This is a genomic window from Stenotrophomonas sp. FW305-3-2-15-E-LB1, assembly GCF_058787375.1.
In genome coordinates this window covers 93,206-116,000 of the sequence record NZ_JBYSZR010000007.1, presented here as the reverse complement: position 1 = coordinate 116,000, position 22,795 = coordinate 93,206, and the positions used below count along the sequence as shown (strand labels likewise).

The following is a 22,795-nucleotide window of genomic DNA, read 5'->3' as shown; positions in this document are numbered from 1 at the left end:
GCAAACAAGTGCCCGAGGGTAACCCGCCCGGGGCGGGCGCCACTTGTGTCAAAAGGCATGCCCGGCAGCGCCAACCGGCACGGCCTGGGATTACCATGGGACACCCCACCCGGACCGCATGCCATGCCCAACGCCTTCGACTTCGGTTTCGTGGACCTGGACGGCCAGGCGCAGGCGCTGGCGCAGTACCAGGGCCGCCCGATGCTGCTGGTCAACGTCGCCAGCCGCTGCGGCTTCACCCCGCAGTACACCGGCCTGGAGCAGCTGTGGCAGGCGTACCGCGACCGTGGCCTGGTGGTGATCGGCTTCCCCTGCAACCAGTTTGGCGGGCAGGAGCCGGGTGACGCGGCGCAGATCCGCCAGTTCTGTTCGCTGGACTATCCGGTCAGTTTCCCGCTGTCGCAGAAGATCGAGGTCAACGGCGAGGGTGCCGACCCGCTGTGGACGTGGCTGTCGCACGAGAAGCGCGGCCTGCTCGGCATCGCCCGCATCAAGTGGAATTTCAGCAAGTTCCTGCTCGACCGGCAGGGGCAGGTGGTGGCGCGCTATGCGCCGACCACCGCACCGGAGCAGCTGCGCAGCGCGATCGAAGCGCTGCTCTGACCGTCATCCGCCGGGCATGGCCCGGCGCTACCTGTAGAGCCGAGCCCATGCTCGGCTGTTGTTCGAGCAGGCAACGCAGGCGCGCTGGGCGCGCAAGCCGGCCAGCGGCCGGCTCTACCGCGTTGCAGGTTACTTTTCGACGAAGGCGCGTTCGAACACGTAGTGGCCCGGCTGGCCGATACGCGGCGACACCTGGAAGCCACGCGCATCGAGCACGGTGCGCAGGTCGGCCAGCATCTGCGGGCTGCCGCAGATCATCGCGCGGTCGTTTTCCGGGCTCAGTTCGGGCAGGCCGAGGGTGCGCTGCATCTCGCCGCTTTCCATCAGCTGGGTGAGGCGGCCCTGGTTGGCGAACGGCTCGCGGGTGACGGCCGGGTAGTACAGCAGCTTGTCGCCGATCATCTCGCCGAGGAACTCGTGCTCGCGCAGTTCCTTCTCGAAGTAATCGCGGTAGGCCAGGTCCTTTTCGTAGCGCACGCCGTGGCAGAGGATCACCTTCTCGAAGCGCTCGTAGGTTTCCGGGTCCTTGATGACCGAAAGCCACGGTGCCATGCCGGTGCCGGTACCCAGCAGGTACAGGTTCTTGCCCGGGTGCAGGTCGCTGATCAGCAGGGTGCCGGTGGGCTTCTTGCCGACCAGCACCTTGTCACCCGGTTTGATGTGCTGCAGGCGCGAGGTCAGCGGGCCGTCCTGCACCTTGATGCTGAAGAACTCCAGGTGCTCTTCCCAGTTGGCGCTGGCGATGGAATACGCGCGCAGCAGCGGCCGCGCCTCGGTTTCCAGGCCGATCATCACGAACTGGCCGTTCTCGAAACGGAAACCGCTGTCGCGGGTGAGGGTGAAGCTGAAGTAGGCATCGGTCCAGTGGCGGACCTCAAGCACCGTTTCGGCGCCGAAAGCGGAAGACATGGGGGCACATTCAGGCAATGGAGTCGTCCCCGCCATTCTACCTCAAATGAGAGGGGTTCTCATTATCCGGAACGAGAGGCGTTCTCAGGGCCGTTCAGCGGTAGCCGGCGGCCTGCAGTTCGAACAGCTCGGCGTAACGCCCGCCCTGGGCCATCAGTTCGTCGTGGGTACCGCTGGCTTCCAGCCGGCCCTCGGCCAGCACCAGGATGCGGTCGGCCATGCGTACCGAGGAAAAACGGTGCGAGATCAGCACCGCGGTGCGCTTGTCGGCCAGTTCGCGGAAGCGCTGGAACACCTCGAATTCGGCGCGTGCATCGAGAGCGGCAGTCGGTTCGTCGAGGATCATCACCTGCGCGTCGCGCATCCAGGCACGGGCGATGGCGATCTTCTGCCACTGCCCGCCGGACAGGTCCACGCCCTGCTTGAAGCGGCGGCCGATCAGCTGCCCGTAGCCACCGGGCAGGGCATCGATCACTTCTTCGGCCATGCCCCGGCGCGCGGCATCGGCGATGCGCGCCTGGTCGGCCATCGCCTCCACCTGGCCGACGCCGATGTTCTCGCCAGCGGTCAGGTTGTAGCGGACGAAGTCCTGGAAGATCACGCCCAGGTTGGCGCGCAGGTCGTCCAGGTCGTAGTCGCGCAGGTCGCGGCCATCGAGCAGGATGCGGCCTTCGTCCGGTTCGTACAGGCGCGCCAGCAGCTTGACCAGGGTGGTCTTGCCCGCGCCGTTCTCGCCCACCAGGGCCAGTACTTCACCGGCGTGCAGCTGGAAATCGAGGTGGCGCACCGCCCATTGCTCGGCATCCGGGTAGCGGAAGCCCACGTTCTCGAACACGAAGCCCTCGCGGATCGGCCGCGGCACGGCCACCGCGCCCTCGCGCGAATGGATTTCCGGTTCGATCTGGAAGAACGAATACAGGTCGTCCAGGTACAGCGCCTGGCTGGCCACCTGCGAGAAGCCGATCAGCAGGCCTTCCAGCAATTGGCGCAGGCGCAGGAAGCTGCCGGCGAGGAAGGTCAGGTCGCCGATGGAAAAATCACCGCGCACCGTGCGCCAGGCGATGTAGGCATAGGCGGTGTAGTAACCCAGCGTGCCCAGTGCGGCAAGCACCGTGCCCCAGAACGCGCGCCGCCGCGCCAGCGCCCGGTTGGCCAGGAACAGCGCCGCCGACAGCCGCCGGTAGCGATCCACCAGGAAGCGGTGCAGGTTGAAGATCTTCACTTCCTTGGCCGTTTCCACGCTCGCGCCAAGCTGGCGCAGGTAGTCCAGCTGGCGCCGCTCGGGCGTCCACAGGAAGTTGAGGCTGTAGCCGGCTGCGTTGAAATGCGATTCGCCGATGAAGGCCGGCACCAGCGCCAGGGCCAGCAGCAGGATCAGCCACGGTGCATAGACCAGCAGGCCGACCGCCAGGCTGGCCACGGTGATCGCATCCTGCACCTGGCCGAACAACTGGCTCATCAGGTTCATCCGGCCCATGGTCTGCCGCCGCGCGCGGTCCAGCTTGTCCTGCAGGTCGGGGTCTTCGAAGTCCTCCAGATCCAGGGTGGCGGCGTGTTCCATCAGGCGCACGCTGGTGGCGTTGGCGAACAGTTCCGACAGCAGGGCATCGGCATAGCTGACCAGCCGGCCGAGCAGGTCCGAGGCGATGGCCAGGCCGAATTCCAGCGCCAGCAGGCCCAGCAGCGGATTGAGCACGCCGCTGGACAGTGCCTCGCCCAGCGGCGGGAAGCCGGCGTCGTGCTGGCTCAGGTGCAGCGCCGTATCGATGATGAGCTTGCCCACGTACAGCATCGCCACCGGCAGCAACGCGCGGATCAGGCGCAGGCCGAGGCTGGTCAGGGTCAACGCGGGGCTGGTCTGCCACACCTGGCGCAGGAAGGGCGGCAGGTTGCGCATCGCCTTGAAGCGCTGGCGCAGGCTCGGTTTCTTCTCGGGGGCAGCAGGCATGCCGCCATTGTGCGCGCGTGCGGCGTGCAGATGGGGTCAGATCCCTTTGCAGCGCAAAGGGCTCTGACCCCGTCCTCCATCCATGGCATGAATCCACCGTGCCGACCAACGGTCGGCACCCACCAACAGCAGCTGACCCACCCCGCCATTCCCCAGAACGCCAGCCGTTGACGTTGCCCTTGCTCCGGCTGTCGCCTCTGCGGGTGCCGGGCGGCAGCCCGGCCGGAACCCCCCCTTTACGGCAGCGGCGGCAGCAGGCCCGCGCCCAGCCGGTTCCAGGCATTGATCACCGCAATGCCCATGCTCAGGTCGCTGATGCCCTTCTCATCGAAGTGCGGTGCCAGCGCATCGAATGCGGCCTGCGAAGGTGCGCCTTCGGTCAGCCGGGTCAGGGCCTCGGCCCAACCCAGCGCGGCACGTTCGCGCGCATCGAAGAAACGGCTTTCATGCCAGGCCGGCAGGGTGTCCAGCTTGCGCGGCTCGATGCCGCCCTTGCGCAGCGCGGTGCCATGCATGTCCATGCAGTAGCCGCAGCCATTGAGCTGGGACACGCGCAGGAACAGCAGTTCCATCAGCGTCGGGTCGATCGAACTGTCATGCACCGCCTTGCTGGTGGCCAGCAGGCCCTTGAAGGCCTCGGCGGCCAGGCGGGTGTAGGGGACGCGGGGAGAGGCGTGGTCGGACATTTTCAGCTCCACGACGGCCACGGTGGCCGTCTTTCATTACAAGGACGCCGCACCGTCCGCGTTCGTGACAGTCCCGTGCAGCTTTTCCGGATTGAGCACGCTGTACACGTTGGCGATGCGGCCATCGGCCACTTCGATGGTGGTGACCGAGTGCAGGCGATCGCCCTGGAAGCGCAGGATCGCCGGCTCGCCATTGACCCAGCCCAGCTGCGCGGTATGGCCCAGGTCGCGGCGCGCGATGGCCCAGAACAAGCGGCCGATGCGCTCGGCGCCCAGCAGCGGGCGCACCGCCGCGGTGACCACGCCGCCGCCATCGGACACCAGCCGCGCATTGGCATGCAGCAGCGCCTGGATGGCCTCGCTGTCGCCTTGCTGGGTGGCGTCCATGAAGCGCGCCAGCAACTGCCGGTGCTGGCCGGCGTCGGCGTTGAAGCGCGGCCGCCCGGCCTGCAGGCGCTGTTTTGCCCGGTGTACCAGCTGGCGGCAGTTCGGTTCGCTGAGGCCGAGCAGGGCGGCGATCTGCCGGTAGTCGTGGTCGAAGGCCTCCTTCAGCAGGAAGGCGGCCCGTTCCTCCGGGCCGAGCTGCTCCAGCAGGGTGAGGAAGGCCACCGACACCTCATCGGCGCGGGCATGGGCCAGGGCCGGGTCGCTGGACGGTTCAGGTTCCAGGCTGATCTCCAGCGGCTCGGCCAGCCACGGGCCGACGTAGTGGACCCGCTCGCGCCGGGCCGCGCGCAGCCGGTCCAGGCCCAGCCGGGTGGTGGTGGTGACCAGCCAGGCCTCGGGGTCGCGGACGGCGGACGCATCGGCGCCGGACCAGCGCAGCCAGGCATCCTGGACCACGTCCTCGGCATCGCTGCGGCTGCCCAGCAGGCGGTAGGCCAGTGCCATCAGGCGCGGGCGGTGGGCCTGGAAGGTGGCTTCAGTGTTCATGTCGACCAGGACGCCGGGGAGGGATGAAGCGTGACACGGACGTCGTGCGATCTTGCCGTCCAGCGGCCGGCACTACCACCCCTGCGGCCGGGGGAGGGGGTAAAATGGGCGGATTACCCCCCGCCAGCCTCGAGCAAGCGAGCAAGCCGTGACATCGATCAAGCAGGAAGACCTCATCCAGTCCATCGCCGACGCGCTGCAGTACATCTCGTACTACCACCCGGTCGACTACATCAAGAACCTCGCCGCCGCCTATGAGCGCGAGGAGTCGCCGGCCGCGAAGGAAGCGATGGCCCAGATCCTGATCAACTCGCGGATGTGCGCCGAAGGCCACCGTCCGATCTGCCAGGACACCGGCATCGTCACCGTGTTCCTGGAAATCGGCATGGACGTGCGCTGGGACGACGCGACCATGGGCGTGGAAGACATGGCCAACGAAGGCGTGCGCCGCGCCTACCTGCACCCGGACAACAAGCTGCGCGCCTCGGTGCTGGCTGATCCGGCCGGCAAGCGCATCAACACCAAGGACAACACCCCGGGCGTGGTCAACGTCAAGGTGGTGCCGGGCAATACCGTCGACGTCATCGTCGCCGCCAAGGGCGGTGGTTCCGAGGCCAAGACCAAGTTCGCCATGCTCAACCCGTCCGATTCCATCGTCGACTGGGTGCTGAAGACCGTGCCGACCATGGGCGCTGGCTGGTGCCCGCCGGGCATGCTGGGCATCGGCATCGGCGGCACCGCTGAAAAGGCGATGCTGCTGGCCAAGGAAGCGCTGATGGAGCCGATCGACATCACCGAGCTGCAGGCCCGTGGTGCGTCCAACCGCATCGAAGAACTGCGCCTGGAGCTGTACGAGAAGGTCAACGCGCTGGGCATCGGCGCACAGGGCCTGGGTGGCCTGACCACCGTCCTGGACATCAAGATCAACGATTACCCGACCCACGCGGCCAACCTGCCGGTGGCGATGATCCCGAACTGCGCGGCCACCCGCCATGCGCACTTCACCCTGGATGGCAGCGGCCCGGTGATGCTGGACCCGCCGTCGCTGGAAGACTGGCCGAAGCTGACCTACGACGCGTCCAAGGGCACCCGCGTGGACCTGGATACGATCACCCCGGAAGACGTGGCCAACTGGAAGCCGGGCCAGACCCTGCTGCTCAACGGCAAGCTGCTGACCGGCCGCGACGCCGCGCACAAGCGCATGGTCGACATGCTCAACAAGGGCGAGGCGCTGCCGGTTGATCTGAAGGGTCGCTTCATCTACTACGTCGGCCCGGTCGATCCGGTGCGCGACGAAGTGGTGGGCCCTGCCGGTCCGACCACGGCCACCCGCATGGACAAGTTCACCGAGCAGGTGCTGGCACAGACCGGCCTGCTGGGCATGGTCGGCAAGGCCGAGCGCGGCCCGGCCGCCATCGAGGCGATCAAGAAGCACAAGTCGGCCTACCTGATGGCCGTCGGTGGTTCGGCCTACCTGGTGTCCAAGGCGATCAAGGCGGCCAAGGTCGTCGGCTTCGCTGACCTGGGCATGGAAGCGATCTACGAATTCACCGTTCAGGACATGCCGGTGACCGTGGCGGTCGATTCCACCGGCGAATCGGTGCACAAGACCGGCCCGCGCGAATGGCAGGCCCGCATCGGCAAGATTCCGGTGGTGGTGGAGTAATTCCACCGGGAGCAGAAGAACGGCGCCGCAGGGCGCCGTTTTTTGTTTAACGCCGCACGAAGGTCTGCATTGCTAGGCTCGGCTGGCGTTTTTCCGGTGTATTGAACAGGGAGTGTCCAATGTCATTGTTCCGTGGCTTTGTCGTGCTGTGTGTTGTTTCCCTCGCCGCCTGCAGCAGTGGCGGCGATCTGTACGACGGCGCACCCGGCAACAACGCCAGCGCGCAATGCGTGATGGCGTGCCAGCAGTACCGCAACGCCTGCCTGGCCCGCTCCGATTCGGACCGCCGCTCGACCTGCGATGCGCAGGCGGCGAGCAAGTGCGACCGGATCAAGGATGACGAGATGCGGCGCTCGTGCATGTCACAGGCGCAGGCCTGCATGGACCAGTCGCCGTTGATCAGCTGCAGCCAGGACGCCGACAGCTGCATGGCCTCGTGCGGCGGCGGTTGAGCGCATAATCGGCGCTTCCCGCAACCGGAGTCGTCGCATGCGCACTACGCTGTATGGGTCTGTCAGCACCGCCTCGCTGGTGGTGCACTGGCTGCTGGTCGAACTGGGCATCGAGCACGAACTGGTGCTGCTGGATTTCGACACGCGCGAGCACAAGGCGGCGCCGTACCTGGCGTTGAACCCGGCAGGCGTGGTGCCGACGCTGCAGATCGATGGCCAGGTGCTGACCGAAGCGGCTGCCATCGCGCTGTACCTGGCCGACCGCCACCCCGAGGCGGGACTGCTGCCGGCGCCGGGTACGCCCGCGCGCGGCCAGACATACCGCTGGATGTTCTGGTGCGCCAACACCTTGCAGCCCGCCTACCGCGCGTGGTTCTACCCGCATGAAGCCGCCGGAGAGGACAACGTCGCCGCCACCCAGGCGATGGCGCGCCAGCGCCTGGAAGCCGCGTGGCAGCGGATGGCCGCGCACCTGCAGACGCAGGGGCCGTACGTGCTGGGCGAAGCGCCGAGCGTGGTCGATTTCATGCTGGTGATGCTGATGCGCTGGTCGCGCAACATGCCTACCCCGGCAGACAGCCTGCCGGTGCTGAAGGTCTACGCGCAGCGCCTGAAGGCGCGACCGTCATTCATCGAGACCTACCGGCGCGAAGGCATCACCGACTGGCTGTAATTGCCTGCGTCATGGCGGGGTAGAGTCGACCGTTGGTCGACTCCGCCCTGCGTGCGACAGTCGACCAACGGTCGACGCTACCTACAGCAGGTCGAGGACGCGCTCCGGCGGGCGGCACAGGCGCGTGCCCTTCGGGGTGCGCACGATGGGGCGGTTGATCAGCCGCGGGTGCTCGGCCATGGCGCCCAGCAGGGTGGCTTCATCGGCACCGGCCAGGCCGAGTTCAACGAACTGCGGCTCCTTGCTGCGCACCAAGTCGATGGCGGCCAGGCCGGATTCGGCCAGCACCTGGCGCAGGGTGGCCACGTCGGGCGGGGCGCCCAGGTAGTCAACCACCACCGGCTCGATGCCGGCTTCGCGTATCAGCGCCAGGGCGCCGCGCGAATTGCTGCACGCCGGGTTGTGCCAGATCGTCACGGTCATCAGAACCACTCCAGCAGCGATACGCCCACGCCCACGTAGGTGGCCTTGTGGTTGTAGTCGATCATGCTCTCGCCGTAGCCATCGAACACCTGGATATGGCCGCGCAGCAGGTTGCTGATCGGGAAGCCGTAGTCGAGCTGCAGCGCGCCGTGCGAACGGTCGCCGGTGCGCAGCGAATGGCGCGCCATCAGCGCGACTTCATGGCCGTTGCGGTTCCAGATCAGGGTCGCGTCGCCGCGGCCCATGTAGTCTTCGATATCCGGATTGTTGTCTTCGCTGCGCGACTCGGGAATGCGGTACCACGGGCGCAGCACCAGCGCCCAGTTCTCACGGTCCAGGCCGATGTTGAGCATCACCCGGTTCCAGCTGCGCGACAGCGGGTCGGGCCGGCCGTTGGACTGGTGGTTGAGGCCGATGCCGGTCATCCGTCCACGCCAGCCTCCGATGGAGTAGCCGTTGCGGAACACCATCATCACTTCCGGCTCGTAGTTGGTTTCGCGGAACGGGCGCGAATTCTCGGCGTTGTAGGCCTGCCAGCGCGAGCTCTGGGTATAGCCGGCCCAGATGTCGCCGTTGTCGCCGAACAGGTTCTCGGCGATCTTGGTCTTGAAGCTGATCTGGAACTTCAGCTCGGTGCTGTCCAGCACCTGCGGCGTGGTGACGCTGTTGGCCGGGTTCGGCGACTGCGGCATCTGGTTCTTGTCGCTGGTCCAGAAGGCGGGCAACAGGTAGACCGGCTTGTAGGCGCGCAGCTGGAACGGGCCCAGCTTGGAGTCCTCGGCCAGTTCCCAGCGGCTGTCCAGCAGCGAGCCGCGGCCGGCGTTGGCCAGGGCGCTGTCGTCCGGCGCCGGGCGGAAGAGGTCGCCCACGCGGGTGCGCAGCTTTTCTTCGCCCTGACTGAGGCGCGACGCCTGGCGTTGTTCGCGCAGGGCCTGTGCGGCCTGCTGGGCGGCGGCGTCCGCCTCGGCCGTGGCCTGGACGTTGCGGCCGAACAGCCGGTCGTAGCAGGCCAGGCGCGCGGCGTCACTGTCGACGGCGGCGCAGCCGGCCGGCGTGGCGGTTGAAGTGGGCGCGATTTCCTGCGCGGCAAGCGGCGCACTGGCCAGGGCCAGGGCCAGCGCCAGCGGCGCGAAGCGGGGGAGCAGCGTGGGGAGGGTCATTGCAGCAGGCCCTTCAGGGATGAATACGGGAAGACGCACAGTGTGGCGGCTGCCCGTGGCAACGGCCAGCCCCTTGGTTTATGCCCGGCGCGGGCGTGCGCGTGGCGTGAAGGCGGCGCGGTTACAGGAACCAGGCAAAGGCGAACAGGCCCAGCATGGCGATCACCACGGCCAGCTTCAGTGCCAGGCCCAGCAGGATGCCCAGCCAGGTGGCCAGGCCGACCTTGGTCGAGCGCCCAAGCTCGCGGGTGTGCCAGTACTCGCCGAGCAGGGCGCCCAGCAGGGGGCCGGCAAACAGGCCGACGGGCATGAAGAACAGGCCCACGATGCTGCCGATGAAGGTGCCCCACAGGGCCTTGCGGCTGGCGCCCACCCGTTGCGCCCCGACCACCGTGGACAGGACATCGACCAGCAGGGACAGCGCGGTCAGCACGCCGAGGACGACCAGGGTGGGCCAGCCGACATGTGCGAAGCCGTCGGCCCATGCCGCCAGCAGCAGTCCGACGAAGACCAGCGGCACGCCCGGAAGCGCCGGCAGGATGATGCCGGCGATACCCACAAGGACAAAAATGACCGCTAGCAGATACAAGATGAATGAGAGGTCCATGCTGTCCAGTATGGTGGTCTTTTTGGGGTTGACAGTGAAGAATTTTGGCAGTTGCTTTTTCGTTTTGGTCGGGTTAAGTTGCAGTCGCTGAGCTTGGCAAGGTCACCGTGGATCGTGGCCTGATGAAGCAAGATCTCTTCGATCCGCTGCATCGTTGCACCTCGCTTCCCCCTTGCTTGTCAGCCGCCCAACAGGCGTTTCCAACAACAAGAGAGTCACCAGGGAGTGAGTGAGATGTCTGATCGCGAGACCGGTACCGTCAAGTGGTTCAACGATGCAAAGGGCTTCGGCTTCATCAGCCGTGAAAACGGCGAAGACGTGTTCGTGCATTTCCGTGCCATCCAGACCCAGGGCTTCAAGAGCCTGAAGGAAGGCCAGAAGGTCACCTTCACCGTCGTGCAGGGCCAGAAGGGCCTGCAGGCAGATGCCGTAGAGCCGGTCTGAACGGCCTGCAGCGTGCTGCACGAAAAAGGCCCGCGCAAGCGGGCCTTTTTCATTGCCACCGTCGCCTGCCGGATCAGCGCAGGACGACGCGGCCGTTGACCACGCGCACGTAGGTGTTCTCACGGATGCCGGCCAGGTCGCGCTGGTTGACCACGACGGTACGGCCATCATCCATGCGTACGGTGATGTCGTAGGTATCGCTGGTCACGTTCTTCTGGATCTGGTTGCCGGCGAGGGCACCACCCACCGCGCCTGCGGCGGCGGCGACGTTCTTGTTGCCCCGGCTGCCGCCGGTGTGGTCGGAGATCTCATGGCCGGCCACGGCGCCGACGATGCCACCGAGGATGGCGCCGGTCGCGCTGGGCGCGGTGCGGCCCGAGGCCACGGTATTGATGCGGGTGACGATGCCGCAGTCGGCGCAACGGTTCTGGTTGTAGCCGCCGTTGTTGCCATAGCCGCCATTGTTGTAGCCACCGTTGTTGTAACCGCCGCCGCCGTAACCGGGCGAGGTGGCGCAGCCAGCCAGGGCGAGCGTAGCAATGGCACTGGCAGCGATGAGCTGGATCTTCATGGGGCGTCTCCTGGCCGTGAAGGCGGATGGAAGGGTGGTACTGCGTCATGCAGCAGGGTGATCGAATCGTCCACTTTTCAACGTGAACAAGGTGCCAATCACGTCGGCCTTCCCCGGCTGGAAGATGAATCAGCGGAAGTCCTGGTGGCAGGCCCGGCAATCGTCCTGCACGGCCTGCACGACCTTGCCCAGCGCGGCGCAGTCGGCGGGCGGGGCGGCCAGCGCGGCATTGAGGCTGGCCCGGTACTGGCTGGCATGCTGCTGGAAGCGCGCATCCTCCTTCAGCCCGGGAAACGCCAGGTCCAGGTCGTTGGACAGCAGGCGCAGCGACTGCAGGCGCGGCACGCTGTCAGCCAAGCTGCAGCGGTTCTGCTGCTGGGCCTGCTGCAGCAGTTCGGCCTGCCGCTGCATCACGTGCATCAGGCTGTGCGGGAAGGGATCGCGGCCCGCCTGCAGGGCCCGGCCCACCATCACCGTGGCGACCAGGCCGATCAGCAGGCCCAGGCCGAGCACGAACAGGTAGCGCTGGGCGCTGGAGGGACGACGGGTCGGGCTGGCGTTCATGCTTGCTCCTCCGTGGGTGATGCGCGAATGGGTGATGCGCGGGCGTGCAACGGTGGGTTCGATGGCGGCCCGCTATGGCCGCCGCTGCCTGCACGTTAAAATAGCTCCATGAACGAACAGGTCAAACAACGCTTCGCCGGCATCGAACGGCTGTATGGCGTAGGCGCGCTCGAGCGCCTGCAGGGCAGCCGCGTGGCGGTGGTGGGCATGGGCGGCGTCGGCTCGTGGGTCGTGGAAGCGCTGGCCCGTTCGGCGGTCGGCCACCTGACCCTGATCGACGCCGATGACATCTGCGTGTCCAACACCAACCGGCAGCTGCCGGCGATGGAAGGCAACTACGGCCGCAACAAATCCGAGGCGATGGCCGAGCGCTGCCGCGCGATCAATCCGCAGATCGATGTCGATGCGGTGCAGGCGTTCCTCACCACCGGCAACATGGCCGAACTGCTGGACCGTGGTTTCGATCTGGTCATCGACGCCTGCGACAGCTTCCGGGTGAAGGTGGAAACCATCGCCTGGTGCCGCCGCCGCAAGCTGCCGCTGCTGACGGTGGGCGCCGCCGGCGGGCGTACCGACCCGACCCTGGTGCGCATCCGCGATGTCTCGCGTACCGAGCACGACGCAATGCTGGCGCTGATCCGCAAGAAGCTGCGCAGCGAGTTCAACTTCCCGAAGAACGCCAAGCGCTACTTCGGCGTGCCGGCGGTGTACTCGCTGGAAAACGTGAAGTACCCGCAGGCCGATGGCAGCGTCTGCGGCCTGCGGCCGAACCTGGGCGCCGATGCCGCGCTGAAGCTGGATTGCGGTGCCGGGCTGGGTGCGGCCACGCATATCACCGGCGCGTTCGCCTTCGCTGCAGTCGGCAAGGCGCTGGAAATGCTGTTGGAGCCGAAGAAGGTGAAGGCCGAAGCCGCCGAGACCCACGCAGACGCGTGAGGCGGCTGCCGGCCAGCGGCCGGCACTACCGCAGGGCAGGGCGGGATCCTGGCGCAGCGGACAGGCTGATGCGCTGGTAGTGCCGGCCGCTGGCCGGCATCCAGGCGATGTGTCCGTCGTTCATGAGGCTGCCGGCCGGCACTACCCTTGTGTGGCAGGCAGCGCGAACAGCCGGCGGGCGTTCTCGCTGGTGGCCCGCGCCACGGTTTCCACATCCGTGCCGCGCAGTGCGGCCACGTGGCGGGCGATCACCGACAGCCGGGCCGGTTCATTGCGCTCGCCACGGATGCCTGCGTCGGGCTGGTCCGGTGCGTCGGTTTCCAGCAGCAGCTGCTGCAACGGCATCTCCCGCACCAGCCGCTGCAGGCGCTGCGCGCGTTCGTAGGTCAGCGGCCCGCCCAGGCCGAGCAGGAAGCCCAGCTTGTCCAGCTGTGCGGCCTGCTCCGGGCTGCCGGGGAAGCTGTGCACCACGCCACGCAGGCCGCCGATGCGACGGATCGCGGCGATCACCGCATCCACCGCGCGGCGCGCGTGCACGATCACCGGCAGGTCGAAGTCGCGGGCCAGCTTCAACTGGCCGATGAAATAGTCCTGCTGCGCCTGCGCGTCCAGCCCGTCGACGAAGAAATCCAGGCCGCACTCGCCGATCGCGCACGGACGCTCGCGCTCGATCCAGTCGCGCAGCTGGTCCAGGTGCGCGGGGCGGTGCTCGGCCAGGAATATCGGGTGCAGGCCGTACGCCGGGTACAGCCCCGGCGCCTGCTGGCAGACCTCGCGCAGCTTCGGCCAGCTGGCGGCGGTCACCGCCGGCACCACCTGGGCCTGCACGCCGGCCGCACGGGCGCGTTCGATCACGGCCGTGCGGTCAGGGTCGAACTCGCTGGCATCCAAGTGGCAATGGCTGTCGACCAGCATGTTCAACGCTGTTCCAGCGGCGGTGGCGTCGCCGCGCTGCGGTTCTTCCAGTTGGCCAGCAGCAGGGTGCCCAGGCCCAGCACCAGTTCGTCCACGAACGGGATGGGGTCGGGGATGAACAGCGTCAACGCGAACAGGCCGGCGGTCAGCTTGAACAGGGTGGGGTAGCGCAGCCGGCGTGCCCATTGCAGGACCGGCAGCAGCATCGGGTTGGCCATGGCGGGGCTCCACGTGGGCGAGGTGCAAACGCTACCACGGGCCCTGCATTTCCCGATGCTGAATGGGTTACGGCCATGAGCAGGAATTGTGGAGATTCCGTTCAGGCAGGCCATGCTGCAATCTGCATCGAGAACGTTGCGGACGGTCCGCAAGGAGCAGGTCATGAAAAGCACAACTACAACTGTCCTGGTCGCAGCGGGCGCGCTGCTGGTGGGTGGCATCGCAACCGCCGCCTTCATGAAGAGTGGTGACAAGGCCCCGGATTCGCTGGGCGCCGCCAATCCTTCCGAGTCGCGCCTGATCGATGGCAGCGCTGCCGATGATGGCGCGCGCGGCGACGCGGTCGATGCCACTGCACCGCGCGGCCTGGAATATGCCGATGTGCTGAAGGTCGACCCGCTCACCGAGAAGCAGAAGGCCTATGCGACGGTCATCGGCACCGAGCCGGTGCGCGAGACGTCCACCACCCAGACCCCGCATGAGGTGTGCCAGGACGTGGTGGTGCAGGAGCGCCTGCCCGAGCGCGATGGCAACGTGGGCGGCACCGTGGTGGGCGCCGTGGTCGGCGGCCTGCTCGGCAACCAGGTCGGTGGCGGCAACGGCAAGAAGGCGGCCACTGCAGCGGGCGCCGTGGCCGGTGGCTTCATCGGCAACCAGGTGGACAAGCGCCACGTCGGTGGCCGCGTGGTCAACCGCACCGAACGCCAGTGCCACACTGAAACGGCGACCTCCGAGTCGAGCCGCGTCACCGGTTACAACGTGACCTACCGCAACGAAGACGGCACCACCGGCACCATGCGCATGGCCAGCAAGCCGGGCACGCGCATCGCCATGGGCACCAACGATGTGGTCAAGGGCTACAACGTGACCTACCGCTACGATGGCGCCGAGAAGACCGTGCGCATGGACAACAAGCCGGCCAGCGACCGCCTGCCGGTGGTGGATGGCCAGCTGGTCACCCAGACCGCAGCGGCCGGCGAAGCGGCGGCCAACCGCCAGTAACGTTTCTGCTGCAGCGTCCATCGGACAGGCCGGCTTTTGCCGGCCTGTTCCGTTTGCGGGCATCGTCATCGCGCCCGGATCGGCGATGATGGCCGGCCACGGCATATGACGGAGCCTGCATGAGCATCTTCGACCTGCGCATCGAAACCGAGCGGCTGATCCTGCGCCCGCCGCAGGCCCAGGACCTGGAACCCTACCTGGCCTTCTGTGCCGATGAAGAGGTGATGCGCAGCCTGGGCGGCGTGCAGTTGCCTTCGGTGGCCTGGCGCAGCTTCTGCAGCCTGGCCGGCGCCTGGCAGCTGTTCGGCTTCTCCATGTTCAGCGTCATCGAGAAGGCCAGCGGCGAATGGGTCGGCCGCATGGGCCCGTGGCAACCCCTGGGCTGGCCCGGTCCCGAGGTCGGCTGGAGCATCCGCCGCGCCAGCTGGGGGTGCGGCTACGCCCCCGAGGCCGCCGTCGCCGCCATTGACTGGGCGTTCGACACGCAGGGTTGGGACGAGGTCATCCACACCATTGCCGAGGACAACGAGAAGTCCAAGGCGGTGGCGCGCAAGCTGGGCAGCGGCCTGCTGCGCATGGGCCGGTTGCCGCCACCCTACGAAGGCGGGCCGCTGGAGATCTGGGGGCAGTCGCGCGCGCAGTGGCGGCAACGCACGCGTTGATGCTGCACCCGCGCTTGGCATCGGCCGGCGTGCTTGCCAGACTGCGGGCAGTCGGCCGTCGGCCGGGATGTCCTGGAGCAGGCAATGGTGGAAGAGCGCGTTCCGTTGACGGTGCACGGCATGTCGGTGTCGGGCAACTGCCACAAGGTGCGGATGCTGCTGGAGCAGCTCGGCAGCCGCTACCGCTGGGTGGAAGTGGACAGTGCGCATGAGCAGACCCATTCGCCCGAATTCCTCGCGCTCAACCCGAATGCGAAAGTGCCGCTGATCGTGCGCGACGATGGCCGCGTGCTGACCGAATCCAACGCGATCCTGTTCTGGTTGGCCGAAGGCACGCCCTACCTGCCCACCGATGGCTGGGAACGGGCGCAGGCGCTGAGCTGGATGTTCTTCGAGCAGTACAGCCACGAGCCCTGCGTGGCCGTGGCGCGCTTCATCCGTGGCTGGACCGATGCCGATTCGCCGCGCCGGGCTGAACTGCCACGGCTGCACGAGCGCGCGGCCACGGCGCTGGCGGTGATGGAGCAGCACCTGCGCCAGGCGCAGTGGTTCACCGGCAACGAGTACGGCATCGCCGATATCGCGCTGTTTGCCTATACCGATGTTGCCGCTGACGGTGGCATCGACCTGCAACCGTTCGCGGAAGTGCGCGCCTGGCTGCAGCGGGTGCGCGAGCAGCCACGTTTCGTGGCGATGCCGGCGGTGACCGCCGAGGTTCGCGCACGCCTGGACGGCCGCGCGTAGCGTCGAGCTTGCTCGACTGGCGTCCAGGGCAGTCGAGCAAGCTCGACTCTACGAAAGCAGGGCCGTGAAGCCCGGCACGGTAGCGCCGGGCCGCGCCCGGCGGAACGCAACAACGACACGGAGGGTGTTCGATGTTCGCTGTGGTTCCCGATCCGATTCCCGCGCGCATGCGCGCGCTCAACCGCGCCGAAGTGTGCGACGTCAATTTCCTCGAGGCGCTGCGTGGTTGGCGCGGGCTGCCACGGCCGAAGCCGGCCCCGGATGCGCCGATCCTGCCGGGCAGCACGCTCACCGCAGCGGCGTTCGCCGAGCTGTTCGATTCGCAGATGGCCAGCCGCCAGCTGGACCTGATGGCGCGCGTGCTGCGGTTGCAGAACAAGGTGTTCTACACCATCGGTTCGTCCGGCCACGAAGGCAATGCGCTGCTGGCGCGTGCCTGCCGGCATACCGATCCGGCCTTCCTGCACTATCGTTCCGGTGCGTTCATGGCCGAGCGCGCGCGCCAGGTGCCGGGCCTGGACCCGTTGCGCGATGCCGCACTGTCCTTTGCCGCCAGTGCCGACGACCCGGCCAGCGGTGGCCGCCACAAGGTGTGGGGCAGCCGCCCGCTGTGGGTGCTGCCGCAGACCTCGACCATCGCCTCGCACCTGCCCAAGGCGCTGGGCACCGCGCTGGCCATCGAGAGCGGCAAGCGCCTGGGCCAGCCGCTGCCGATCCCGGCCGACAGCATCGTGCTGTGTTCCTTCGGCGATGCCTCGGCCAACCACGCCACGGCGCAGACCGCCTTCAACACCGCGATGTGGTCGGCCTACCAGAAGCTGCCCGCACCGATCCTGTTCGTCTGCGAGGACAACGGCCTGGGCATTTCGGTGAAGACCCCGGAAGGCTGGATCGCCGAACGCTTCAGCCGCCAGCCGGGGCTGGACTACTACTACGCCGATGGCCTGGACCTGGCGGCCGGGCATGCGCAGGTGCAGGCGGCGGTCGAGCATTGCCGGCGTACCCGCCGGCCGACCTTCCTGCACCTGCGCACCACGCGGCTGATGGGCCATGCCGGCACCGATTTCGAAGTGGAATGGCGCGCGCTGGCTGACCTCTGCGCGGCCGAGGCACAGGACCCGCTGCTGCGGTCGGCACAGATCGCGCTGGAATCAGGCTGGATGGATGCTGCCGGCATCGAGGCCGCCTACGAAACGCTGCGTGCGCGCTGCCTGTCGGCCGCCTCCGACGCCGAAGGCCGGCCCAAGCTGCAGTCGCTGGATGAAGTGGTTGCGCCGCTGGCGCCCTACACGCCGGCGGCAGTGATGGCCGAAGCCGAGCGCGCGGTGCCGGCCGAAGCACGCGAGGCGCTGTACGGTGGGGCTGACGCGTTGCCGGAACGGCAGCCGCCGCGCCACCTGGCCGTGCAGATCAACCACGGCCTGCAGGAACTGCTGTGCAAGTACCCGCAGGCGTTGCTGTTCGGCGAGGACGTGGCGCAGAAGGGCGGCGTGTACACGGTCACCAAGGACCTGCTGCGCCGCTTCGGGCCGCGCCGGGTGTTCAACACCCTGCTGGACGAGACGATGATCCTGGGCATGGCCCAGGGCCTGGCCAACATGGGCCTGCTGCCGATACCGGAAATCCAGTACCTGGCCTACCTGCACAATGCCATCGACCAGCTGCGCGGCGAGGCCTGTTCGCTGCAGTTCTTCTCCAACGACCAGTTCCGCAACCCGATGCTGGTGCGGGTGGCCGGGCTGGGCTACCAGAAGGGCTTCGGTGGCCATTTCCACAACGACAACTCGATCACCGCGCTGCGCGACATCCCCGGCCTGGTGGTGGGTTGCCCGTCGCGCGGCGACGATGCCGTGATGATGCTGCGCACGCTGGCGGCGCTGGCCCGGGTGGATGGCCGGGTGGCGGTGTTCCTCGAGCCGATCGCGCTGTACATGAGCAAGGACCTGCACGCGCCCGGTGATGGCCAGTGGCTGTTCGACTACCCGGCGCCGGGGCAGGCGCTGGTGCTGGGCGAGGGCCGGGTCTACGCGCCTGATGCGGACGATCTGGTGGTCTTCACCTACGGCAACGGCGTGCCGATGGCGCTGCGCGCGGTGCCGGCCATCCAGGCGCAGACCGGTTGGCAGGTACGGGTGGTGGACCTGCGCTGGCTGGTGCCGCTGGATGCTGGTTTCATCGCCGCCCAGGCCGCCAGCGCGCGGCGGGTGCTGGTGCTGGACGAGGGCCGCCACAGCGGCGGGGTGGGCGAGGGGGTGGTCACCGCCCTGGTCGAGGCCGGGCATGGCCACCTGCCGCTGCGGCGGGTCTGCGGCGCTGATACCTACACGCCGCTGGCGGGGGCAGCAATGTTCGGCCTTCCAAGCGACAATGCGGTGATTGGCGCCGCCCTCGACCTGGCGCAGGAACCCTGATGCATGTGTGGATTGGCGGGAATGTTGTTGCCGGCGGCGCAGTCGCCGGCCGAGGTGCTGCAGGCGCAGGCGCTGGCCATGGGGCAGGCGCTGCACCACCGCGGGCCGGATGACGGCGGCACCTGGGTCGACGCCAGCGCCGGCATCGCCCTGGCGCACCGCCGCCTGAGCATCCTCGACCTGTCACCGCTGGGCCACCAGCCGATGGCCTCGGCCGACGGCCGTTACGTGATGGCCTACAACGGCGAGGTCTACAACTTCGCTGCGCTGCGTGGCGAGCTGGAACCACTGGGCCATGCCTTCCGCGGCCATTCCGATACCGAAGTGCTGCTGGCCGCGATCCTGCAGTGGGGCGTCGAGGAGACCCTGCAGCGCGCCAACGGCATGTTCGCCATCGCGCTCTGGGACCGCCACGAGCAGTGCCTGTGGCTGGCCCGCGACCGGGTGGGCAAGAAGCCGCTGTATTACGGCTGGGCCGGCGACACCCTGGTGTTCGGCTCGGAACTGAAGGCGCTGTGGCAGCACCCGGATTTCGACAACGACATCGACCGCGATGCACTGACCCTGCTGCTGCGGCTGGACTACATCCCGGCCCCGCACAGCATCCACCAGCGCTGCTACAAGCTGATGCCGGGCCGCGTGCTGCGGCTGGATGCGGCGATGGTGGCCGCCGGTGCGTCCGCGCATCGCCCCGAGCAGGCGCAGCGCCCGTACTGGGATGCCCGCGCGCGCATGCAGGCGGCACTGGCCGCGCCGTTCCAAGGCCGCATCGAGGACGCCGAGGAGCAGCTGGACGGCCTGCTGCGCGATGCCGTGGCGCTGCGCATGGTCGCCGACGTGCCGGTGGGCGTGTTCCTGTCCGGTGGCACCGATTCATCGCTGGTGGCCGCGCTGATGCAGGCACAGAGCACGCAGCCGGTGCACAGTTTCAGCATCGGCTTCAGCGGCTCGCACCATGACGAGGCGCCGCTGGCCAAGGAGCTGGCCGGCCATCTGGGCTGCGACCACACCGAGCTCTATGTGAGCGGCGCCGACGCGCTGGCGGTGGTGCCGCAGCTGCCGGCGATGTTCGACGAACCCTTTGCCGACGCCTCGCAGGTGCCGACCGCGCTGGTTGCGCGCCTGGCGCGGCAGGGCGTGACCGTGGCCCTGTCCGGGGACGGCGGCGACGAACTGTTCTTCGGCTATACCCGCTACGTGCGCGCGCTGCGCAACTGGCAGATGCTGGGCCGCGTACCGGCGCCGCTGCGGCGCTGGATGGGCGCGCGTGCGCACCAGCAGGGCGAGGCCTCGCGCACCGGCGGCCTGGCCGCGCTGCTGGCCGAGACCGGCGCGCGTGGCATCGGCGATGTCTACCGCAACCGCATCTCGCGCTGGCGCGACCCGGCGGCGGCGGTGATCGGCGCACGCGAGGCCGGCAGCTTCTACGACCTGGCCGACCCGCTGCACGGCGCCGGCACCCCGGCCGACGCGATGATGCTGGCCGATTTTGTCAGCTACCTGCCCGACGACCTGCTGTGCAAGGTCGACCGCACCTCGATGGCGGTCAGCCTGGAGGCGCGGGCACCGCTGCTGGACTGGCGCGTGGCTGAATTCGCCTGGTCGCTGCCGCTGAATTTCAAGCGCAGTGAGGACACCAGCAAGGTGCTGCTCAAGCGCGTGCTGGGCCGTTATGTGCCGCAGTCGATGGTGCACCGGCCCAAGCGCGGCTTCGGTGCACCGGTGAGTGAATGGTTGAAGGGCGACCTGCGGCCCTGGGCCGATGACCTGCTGCAGCCGGCCCGGCTGGAACGCGAAGGCGTGCTGTCGGCCGCCGCCGTGCAGCCGCTGTGGCAGCAGTTCCTGGATGGCCAGCGCAAGTGGCACACCCACCTGTGGAACGTGCTGATGTTCCAGGCCTGGCAGGACCATTGGCGGCAGGTGCGGGCGGGCGTGGCACGCGGCTGATCTTCACCGGGGCACACCGGGCCGGCCGCTAGGCTGGCCCTTTCCCCCGCCAGGAGTGTGTCGCCATGCCTGTTCCCACCATCGCCGTGTTCGTTGGCAGCCTGCGCAGGGAGTCCTGCAACCGCAGGCTGGCCCTGGCACTGGAAAAGCTGGCCGGTGATCGCGCGCGTTTCCAGTACGTGCGCATCGACGATCTGCCGCTGTACAACCAGGATTTCGACGGCAGCTACCCGGCGCAGGGCACCCGCCTGAAGGACGAGGTGCGCGGTGCTGACGCGGTGCTGTTCGTCACACCCGAATACAACCGCTCGGTGCCGGGCGTACTGAAGAACGCCATCGACATCGGCTCGCGGCCCTATGGTGACAGCGCCTTTGGTGGCAAGCCGGCGGCGGTGATCGGCGCCTCCATCGGCCAGATCGGCACGGCCGTGGCCCAGCAGCACCTGCGCAACAGCCTGGCCTTCCTGGACATGCACGTGCTCGGCCAGCCGGAGGCGTTCCTCCATTTCAAGGACGAGCTGATCGGGGCGGATGGCACGATCCACAATGAAGGCACGCAGAAGTTCCTGCAGGGCTATGTAGACCGCTTCCTGCAGCTGATCGCGGTGCATGCCAAGGGCGATTGACGCTGCCCTCGGGGTCAGCGCCCTCTGCTGCGCAGAGGGATCTGACCCCATGCGATAATGGGTCTCCATAGGCCGGACAGGCACGTCGCACAGCGGCGGATATCCCCCGTTCGTCCACGGCTTATCCACAGGCTTGTCCATGGCCGCCGGGGTCGGCGCATGCCTACACTCGTCTGGCCCACTTTCGCAGGAAACACCGCAGCATGTCCGCCCGTTCCGGCTTCCGTTCCAACCGCAAAGAGCGCGGCGATGGCTTCGACCGCGATCGCGACGAATCGCGCATCGACCAGTTGCGCGTGCCGCCGCACTCGGTGGAAGCCGAACAGGCGGTGCTGGGTGGCCTGATGCTGGCGCCGGAAGCCTACGACCGGGTCAACGACCAGCTGACCGAGACCGACTTCTACCGCCGCGACCACCAGATGATCTACCGGGCGATCCGCGAGCTGTCCGAGCGCGAGCGCCCGTTCGATGCGGTGACCCTGGGCGAGTGGTTCGAATCGCAGGGCAGGATGGAGCTGGTGGGCGACGGCGCCTACCTGATTGAACTGGCCAGCACCACGCCATCGGCGGCCAACATCGTCGCCTACGCCGAGATCGTGCGTGACAAGGCGGTGCTGCGGCAGCTGATCCAGGTCGGCACCGACATCGTCAACGATGGTTTCCAGCCGGAAGGCCGCGACAGCAGCGAGCTGCTGGCCTCGGCCGAGAAGAGCGTGTTCGCCATTGCCGAACAGGGCGCACGCGGGCGTACCGACTTCGTGGCCATGCCCGGCGCGCTGAAGGACGCCTTCGAAGAACTGCGCAACCGCTTCGAGAACGGCGGCAACATCACCGGCCTGCCGACCGGCTACACCGATTTCGATGCGATGACCGCCGGCCTGCAGCCGACCGACCTGATCATCCTGGCCGCGCGCCCGGCGATGGGCAAGACCACCTTCGCGCTGAACATTGCCGAGTACGCGGCGATCAAGTCGAAGAAGGGCGTGGCGGTGTTCTCGATGGAAATGTCCGCATCGCAGCTGGCGATGCGCCTGATTTCCTCCAACGGCCGCATCAACGCCTCGCGCCTGCGTACCGGCCAGCTGGAAGACGAGGACTGGAGCCGGGTCACCAGCGCGATCAAGATGCTGAAGGAAACCAAGATCTTCATCGACGATACGCCGGGCGTGTCGCCGGAGATCCTGCGTTCCAAGTGCCGCCGCCTGAAGCGCGAACACGACCTGGGCCTGATCGTGATCGACTACCTGCAGCTGATGAGCGTGCCGGGCAACAGCGAAAACCGCGCGACCGAAATCTCGGAAATCTCGCGCTCGCTGAAGGGCCTGGCCAAGGAACTGAACGTACCGGTGATCGCGCTTTCGCAGCTCAATCGATCGCTGGAAACGCGAACCGACAAGCGCCCGGTGATGGCCGACCTTCGCGAATCGGGCGCAATCGAGCAGGACGCGGACATGATCGTCTTCATCTACCGCGACGATTACTACAACAAGGAAAATTCGCCGGACAAGGGCCTGGCCGAGATCATCATCGGCAAGCACCGTGGTGGCCCCACCGGTTCGTGCAAGCTGAAGTTCTTCGGCGAATACACCCGCTTCGACAACCTGTCCCACGATTCGGTCGGTTCGTTCGAGTAACGGGTTCTTCCTGTGTATGCAGCGTGTAAATGACATGTAACGCGCTGCTTTTACGATTCC

General features: G+C 67.6%; 24 protein-coding genes. 13 read left to right on the top strand and 11 right to left on the bottom strand.

Annotated features, from left to right (window positions below):
* The first annotated feature begins 123 nt into the window (after positions 1 to 123).
* Positions 124 to 603, top strand: coding sequence for a glutathione peroxidase (locus tag AC3WL7_RS07595; protein WP_200732165.1), 480 nt, complete (start codon positions 124 to 126; stop codon positions 601 to 603).
* 129 nt (positions 604 to 732) lie between these two features.
* Here AC3WL7_RS07595 and AC3WL7_RS07590 read toward each other — a convergent pair whose 3' ends face one another.
* From AC3WL7_RS07590 to AC3WL7_RS07575, 4 genes are all read right to left on the bottom strand, one after another.
* Complete coding sequence (locus AC3WL7_RS07590) at positions 733 to 1,512, bottom strand: ferredoxin--NADP reductase (RefSeq protein WP_049434844.1); 780 nt, start codon at positions 1,510 to 1,512, stop codon at positions 733 to 735.
* Positions 1,513 to 1,606: 94 nt separating this feature from the next.
* On the bottom strand, positions 1,607 to 3,460 hold the full coding sequence (locus tag AC3WL7_RS07585; RefSeq protein WP_313420665.1) for an ABC transporter ATP-binding protein: 1,854 nt from the start codon (positions 3,458 to 3,460) through the stop codon (positions 1,607 to 1,609).
* Between the two features lie 236 nt (positions 3,461 to 3,696).
* Entirely contained in the window at positions 3,697 to 4,146 is a 450-nt protein-coding gene (locus tag AC3WL7_RS07580) for a carboxymuconolactone decarboxylase family protein (RefSeq protein WP_079225289.1), read from the bottom strand.
* Between the two features lie 36 nt (positions 4,147 to 4,182).
* Positions 4,183 to 5,079 (bottom strand): RNA polymerase sigma-70 factor, encoded by an 897-nt coding sequence (locus tag AC3WL7_RS07575; RefSeq protein WP_492749891.1) that lies wholly within the window; start codon positions 5,077 to 5,079, stop codon positions 4,183 to 4,185.
* 148 nt (positions 5,080 to 5,227) lie between these two features.
* Between AC3WL7_RS07575 and AC3WL7_RS07570 the strand changes: the two genes are divergently transcribed.
* The 3 genes from AC3WL7_RS07570 to AC3WL7_RS07560 all read left to right on the top strand — a co-directional run bounded on the left by AC3WL7_RS07570 (position 5,228) and on the right by AC3WL7_RS07560 (position 7,870).
* Positions 5,228 to 6,745 carry a fumarate hydratase gene (locus AC3WL7_RS07570; RefSeq protein ID WP_492749890.1) on the top strand — a complete coding sequence of 506 codons (1,518 nt, stop codon included), beginning with the start codon at positions 5,228 to 5,230 and terminating at the stop codon, positions 6,743 to 6,745.
* A gap of 119 nt (positions 6,746 to 6,864) precedes the next feature.
* A complete protein-coding gene (locus AC3WL7_RS07565; RefSeq protein WP_079222454.1) occupies positions 6,865 to 7,197 on the top strand; it encodes a hypothetical protein in 333 nt (110 codons plus the stop codon).
* A gap of 37 nt (positions 7,198 to 7,234) precedes the next feature.
* Positions 7,235 to 7,870, top strand: a complete 636-nt coding sequence (locus AC3WL7_RS07560; protein WP_492749889.1) for a glutathione S-transferase family protein — start codon at positions 7,235 to 7,237, stop codon at positions 7,868 to 7,870.
* Positions 7,871 to 7,951: 81 nt separating this feature from the next.
* Here the strand turns inward: AC3WL7_RS07560 and arsC are convergent, their stop codons facing one another.
* From arsC to AC3WL7_RS07545, 3 genes are all read right to left on the bottom strand, one after another.
* On the bottom strand, positions 7,952 to 8,293 hold the full coding sequence (arsC, locus tag AC3WL7_RS07555) for an arsenate reductase (glutaredoxin) (protein ID WP_492749888.1): 342 nt from the start codon (positions 8,291 to 8,293) through the stop codon (positions 7,952 to 7,954).
* On the bottom strand, positions 8,293 to 9,453 hold the full coding sequence (locus tag AC3WL7_RS07550) for a phospholipase A (RefSeq protein WP_492749887.1): 1,161 nt from the start codon (positions 9,451 to 9,453) through the stop codon (positions 8,293 to 8,295). The genes arsC and AC3WL7_RS07550 overlap by 1 nt, the downstream gene beginning before the upstream one ends.
* A gap of 121 nt (positions 9,454 to 9,574) precedes the next feature.
* Complete coding sequence (locus AC3WL7_RS07545; protein ID WP_200732173.1) at positions 9,575 to 10,060, bottom strand: DUF456 domain-containing protein; 486 nt, start codon at positions 10,058 to 10,060, stop codon at positions 9,575 to 9,577.
* 234 nt (positions 10,061 to 10,294) lie between these two features.
* Here AC3WL7_RS07545 and AC3WL7_RS07540 point away from each other — a divergent pair, with 234 nt between their 5' ends.
* Positions 10,295 to 10,504: a cold-shock protein gene (locus AC3WL7_RS07540; protein ID WP_079222449.1), complete on the top strand. Its 210-nt coding sequence runs from the start codon at positions 10,295 to 10,297 to the stop codon at positions 10,502 to 10,504.
* Positions 10,505 to 10,577: 73 nt separating this feature from the next.
* Here the strand turns inward: AC3WL7_RS07540 and AC3WL7_RS07535 are convergent, their stop codons facing one another.
* Both AC3WL7_RS07535 and AC3WL7_RS07530 read right to left on the bottom strand, forming a co-directional pair.
* Positions 10,578 to 11,075, bottom strand: a complete 498-nt coding sequence (locus tag AC3WL7_RS07535) for a glycine zipper 2TM domain-containing protein (protein ID WP_079222448.1) — start codon at positions 11,073 to 11,075, stop codon at positions 10,578 to 10,580.
* 129 nt (positions 11,076 to 11,204) lie between these two features.
* Complete coding sequence (locus tag AC3WL7_RS07530; protein ID WP_079222447.1) at positions 11,205 to 11,639, bottom strand: cytochrome c; 435 nt, start codon at positions 11,637 to 11,639, stop codon at positions 11,205 to 11,207.
* A gap of 108 nt (positions 11,640 to 11,747) precedes the next feature.
* On the opposite strand from AC3WL7_RS07530, the gene AC3WL7_RS07525 reads away from it, so the two are divergent.
* A complete protein-coding gene (locus AC3WL7_RS07525) occupies positions 11,748 to 12,575 on the top strand; it encodes a tRNA threonylcarbamoyladenosine dehydratase (protein WP_079222446.1) in 828 nt (275 codons plus the stop codon).
* A 141-nt stretch (positions 12,576 to 12,716) separates the two neighbouring features.
* Here the strand turns inward: AC3WL7_RS07525 and AC3WL7_RS07520 are convergent, their stop codons facing one another.
* Together AC3WL7_RS07520 and AC3WL7_RS07515 are read right to left on the bottom strand one after the other, a co-directional pair.
* Positions 12,717 to 13,496: a TatD family hydrolase gene (locus AC3WL7_RS07520; protein WP_492749886.1), complete on the bottom strand. Its 780-nt coding sequence runs from the start codon at positions 13,494 to 13,496 to the stop codon at positions 12,717 to 12,719.
* Positions 13,493 to 13,708 carry a DUF6116 family protein gene (locus AC3WL7_RS07515; RefSeq protein WP_079222444.1) on the bottom strand — a complete coding sequence of 72 codons (216 nt, stop codon included), beginning with the start codon at positions 13,706 to 13,708 and terminating at the stop codon, positions 13,493 to 13,495. The genes AC3WL7_RS07520 and AC3WL7_RS07515 overlap by 4 nt, the downstream gene beginning before the upstream one ends.
* 163 nt (positions 13,709 to 13,871) lie before the next feature.
* Here AC3WL7_RS07515 and AC3WL7_RS07510 point away from each other — a divergent pair, with 163 nt between their 5' ends.
* From AC3WL7_RS07510 to AC3WL7_RS07480, 7 genes are all read left to right on the top strand, one after another.
* Positions 13,872 to 14,711, top strand: a complete 840-nt coding sequence (locus tag AC3WL7_RS07510; RefSeq protein ID WP_079222443.1) for a glycine zipper 2TM domain-containing protein — start codon at positions 13,872 to 13,874, stop codon at positions 14,709 to 14,711.
* Between the two features lie 119 nt (positions 14,712 to 14,830).
* Positions 14,831 to 15,373, top strand: coding sequence for a GNAT family N-acetyltransferase (locus tag AC3WL7_RS07505; RefSeq protein ID WP_492749885.1), 543 nt, complete (start codon positions 14,831 to 14,833; stop codon positions 15,371 to 15,373).
* 84 nt (positions 15,374 to 15,457) lie between these two features.
* Positions 15,458 to 16,117 carry a glutathione S-transferase family protein gene (locus AC3WL7_RS07500; RefSeq protein WP_492749884.1) on the top strand — a complete coding sequence of 220 codons (660 nt, stop codon included), beginning with the start codon at positions 15,458 to 15,460 and terminating at the stop codon, positions 16,115 to 16,117.
* Between the two features lie 131 nt (positions 16,118 to 16,248).
* Positions 16,249 to 18,528 carry a transketolase C-terminal domain-containing protein gene (locus AC3WL7_RS07495; protein WP_492749883.1) on the top strand — a complete coding sequence of 760 codons (2,280 nt, stop codon included), beginning with the start codon at positions 16,249 to 16,251 and terminating at the stop codon, positions 18,526 to 18,528.
* A 3-nt stretch (positions 18,529 to 18,531) separates the two neighbouring features.
* Positions 18,532 to 20,475, top strand: a complete 1,944-nt coding sequence (asnB, locus tag AC3WL7_RS07490; RefSeq protein WP_492749882.1) for an asparagine synthase (glutamine-hydrolyzing) — start codon at positions 18,532 to 18,534, stop codon at positions 20,473 to 20,475.
* Positions 20,476 to 20,540: 65 nt separating this feature from the next.
* Entirely contained in the window at positions 20,541 to 21,101 is a 561-nt protein-coding gene (locus AC3WL7_RS07485; protein WP_079222438.1) for an NADPH-dependent FMN reductase, read from the top strand.
* Between the two features lie 203 nt (positions 21,102 to 21,304).
* Positions 21,305 to 22,735, top strand: coding sequence for a replicative DNA helicase (locus AC3WL7_RS07480; protein ID WP_079222437.1), 1,431 nt, complete (start codon positions 21,305 to 21,307; stop codon positions 22,733 to 22,735).
* The last annotated feature ends 60 nt before the right edge of the window (positions 22,736 to 22,795 follow it).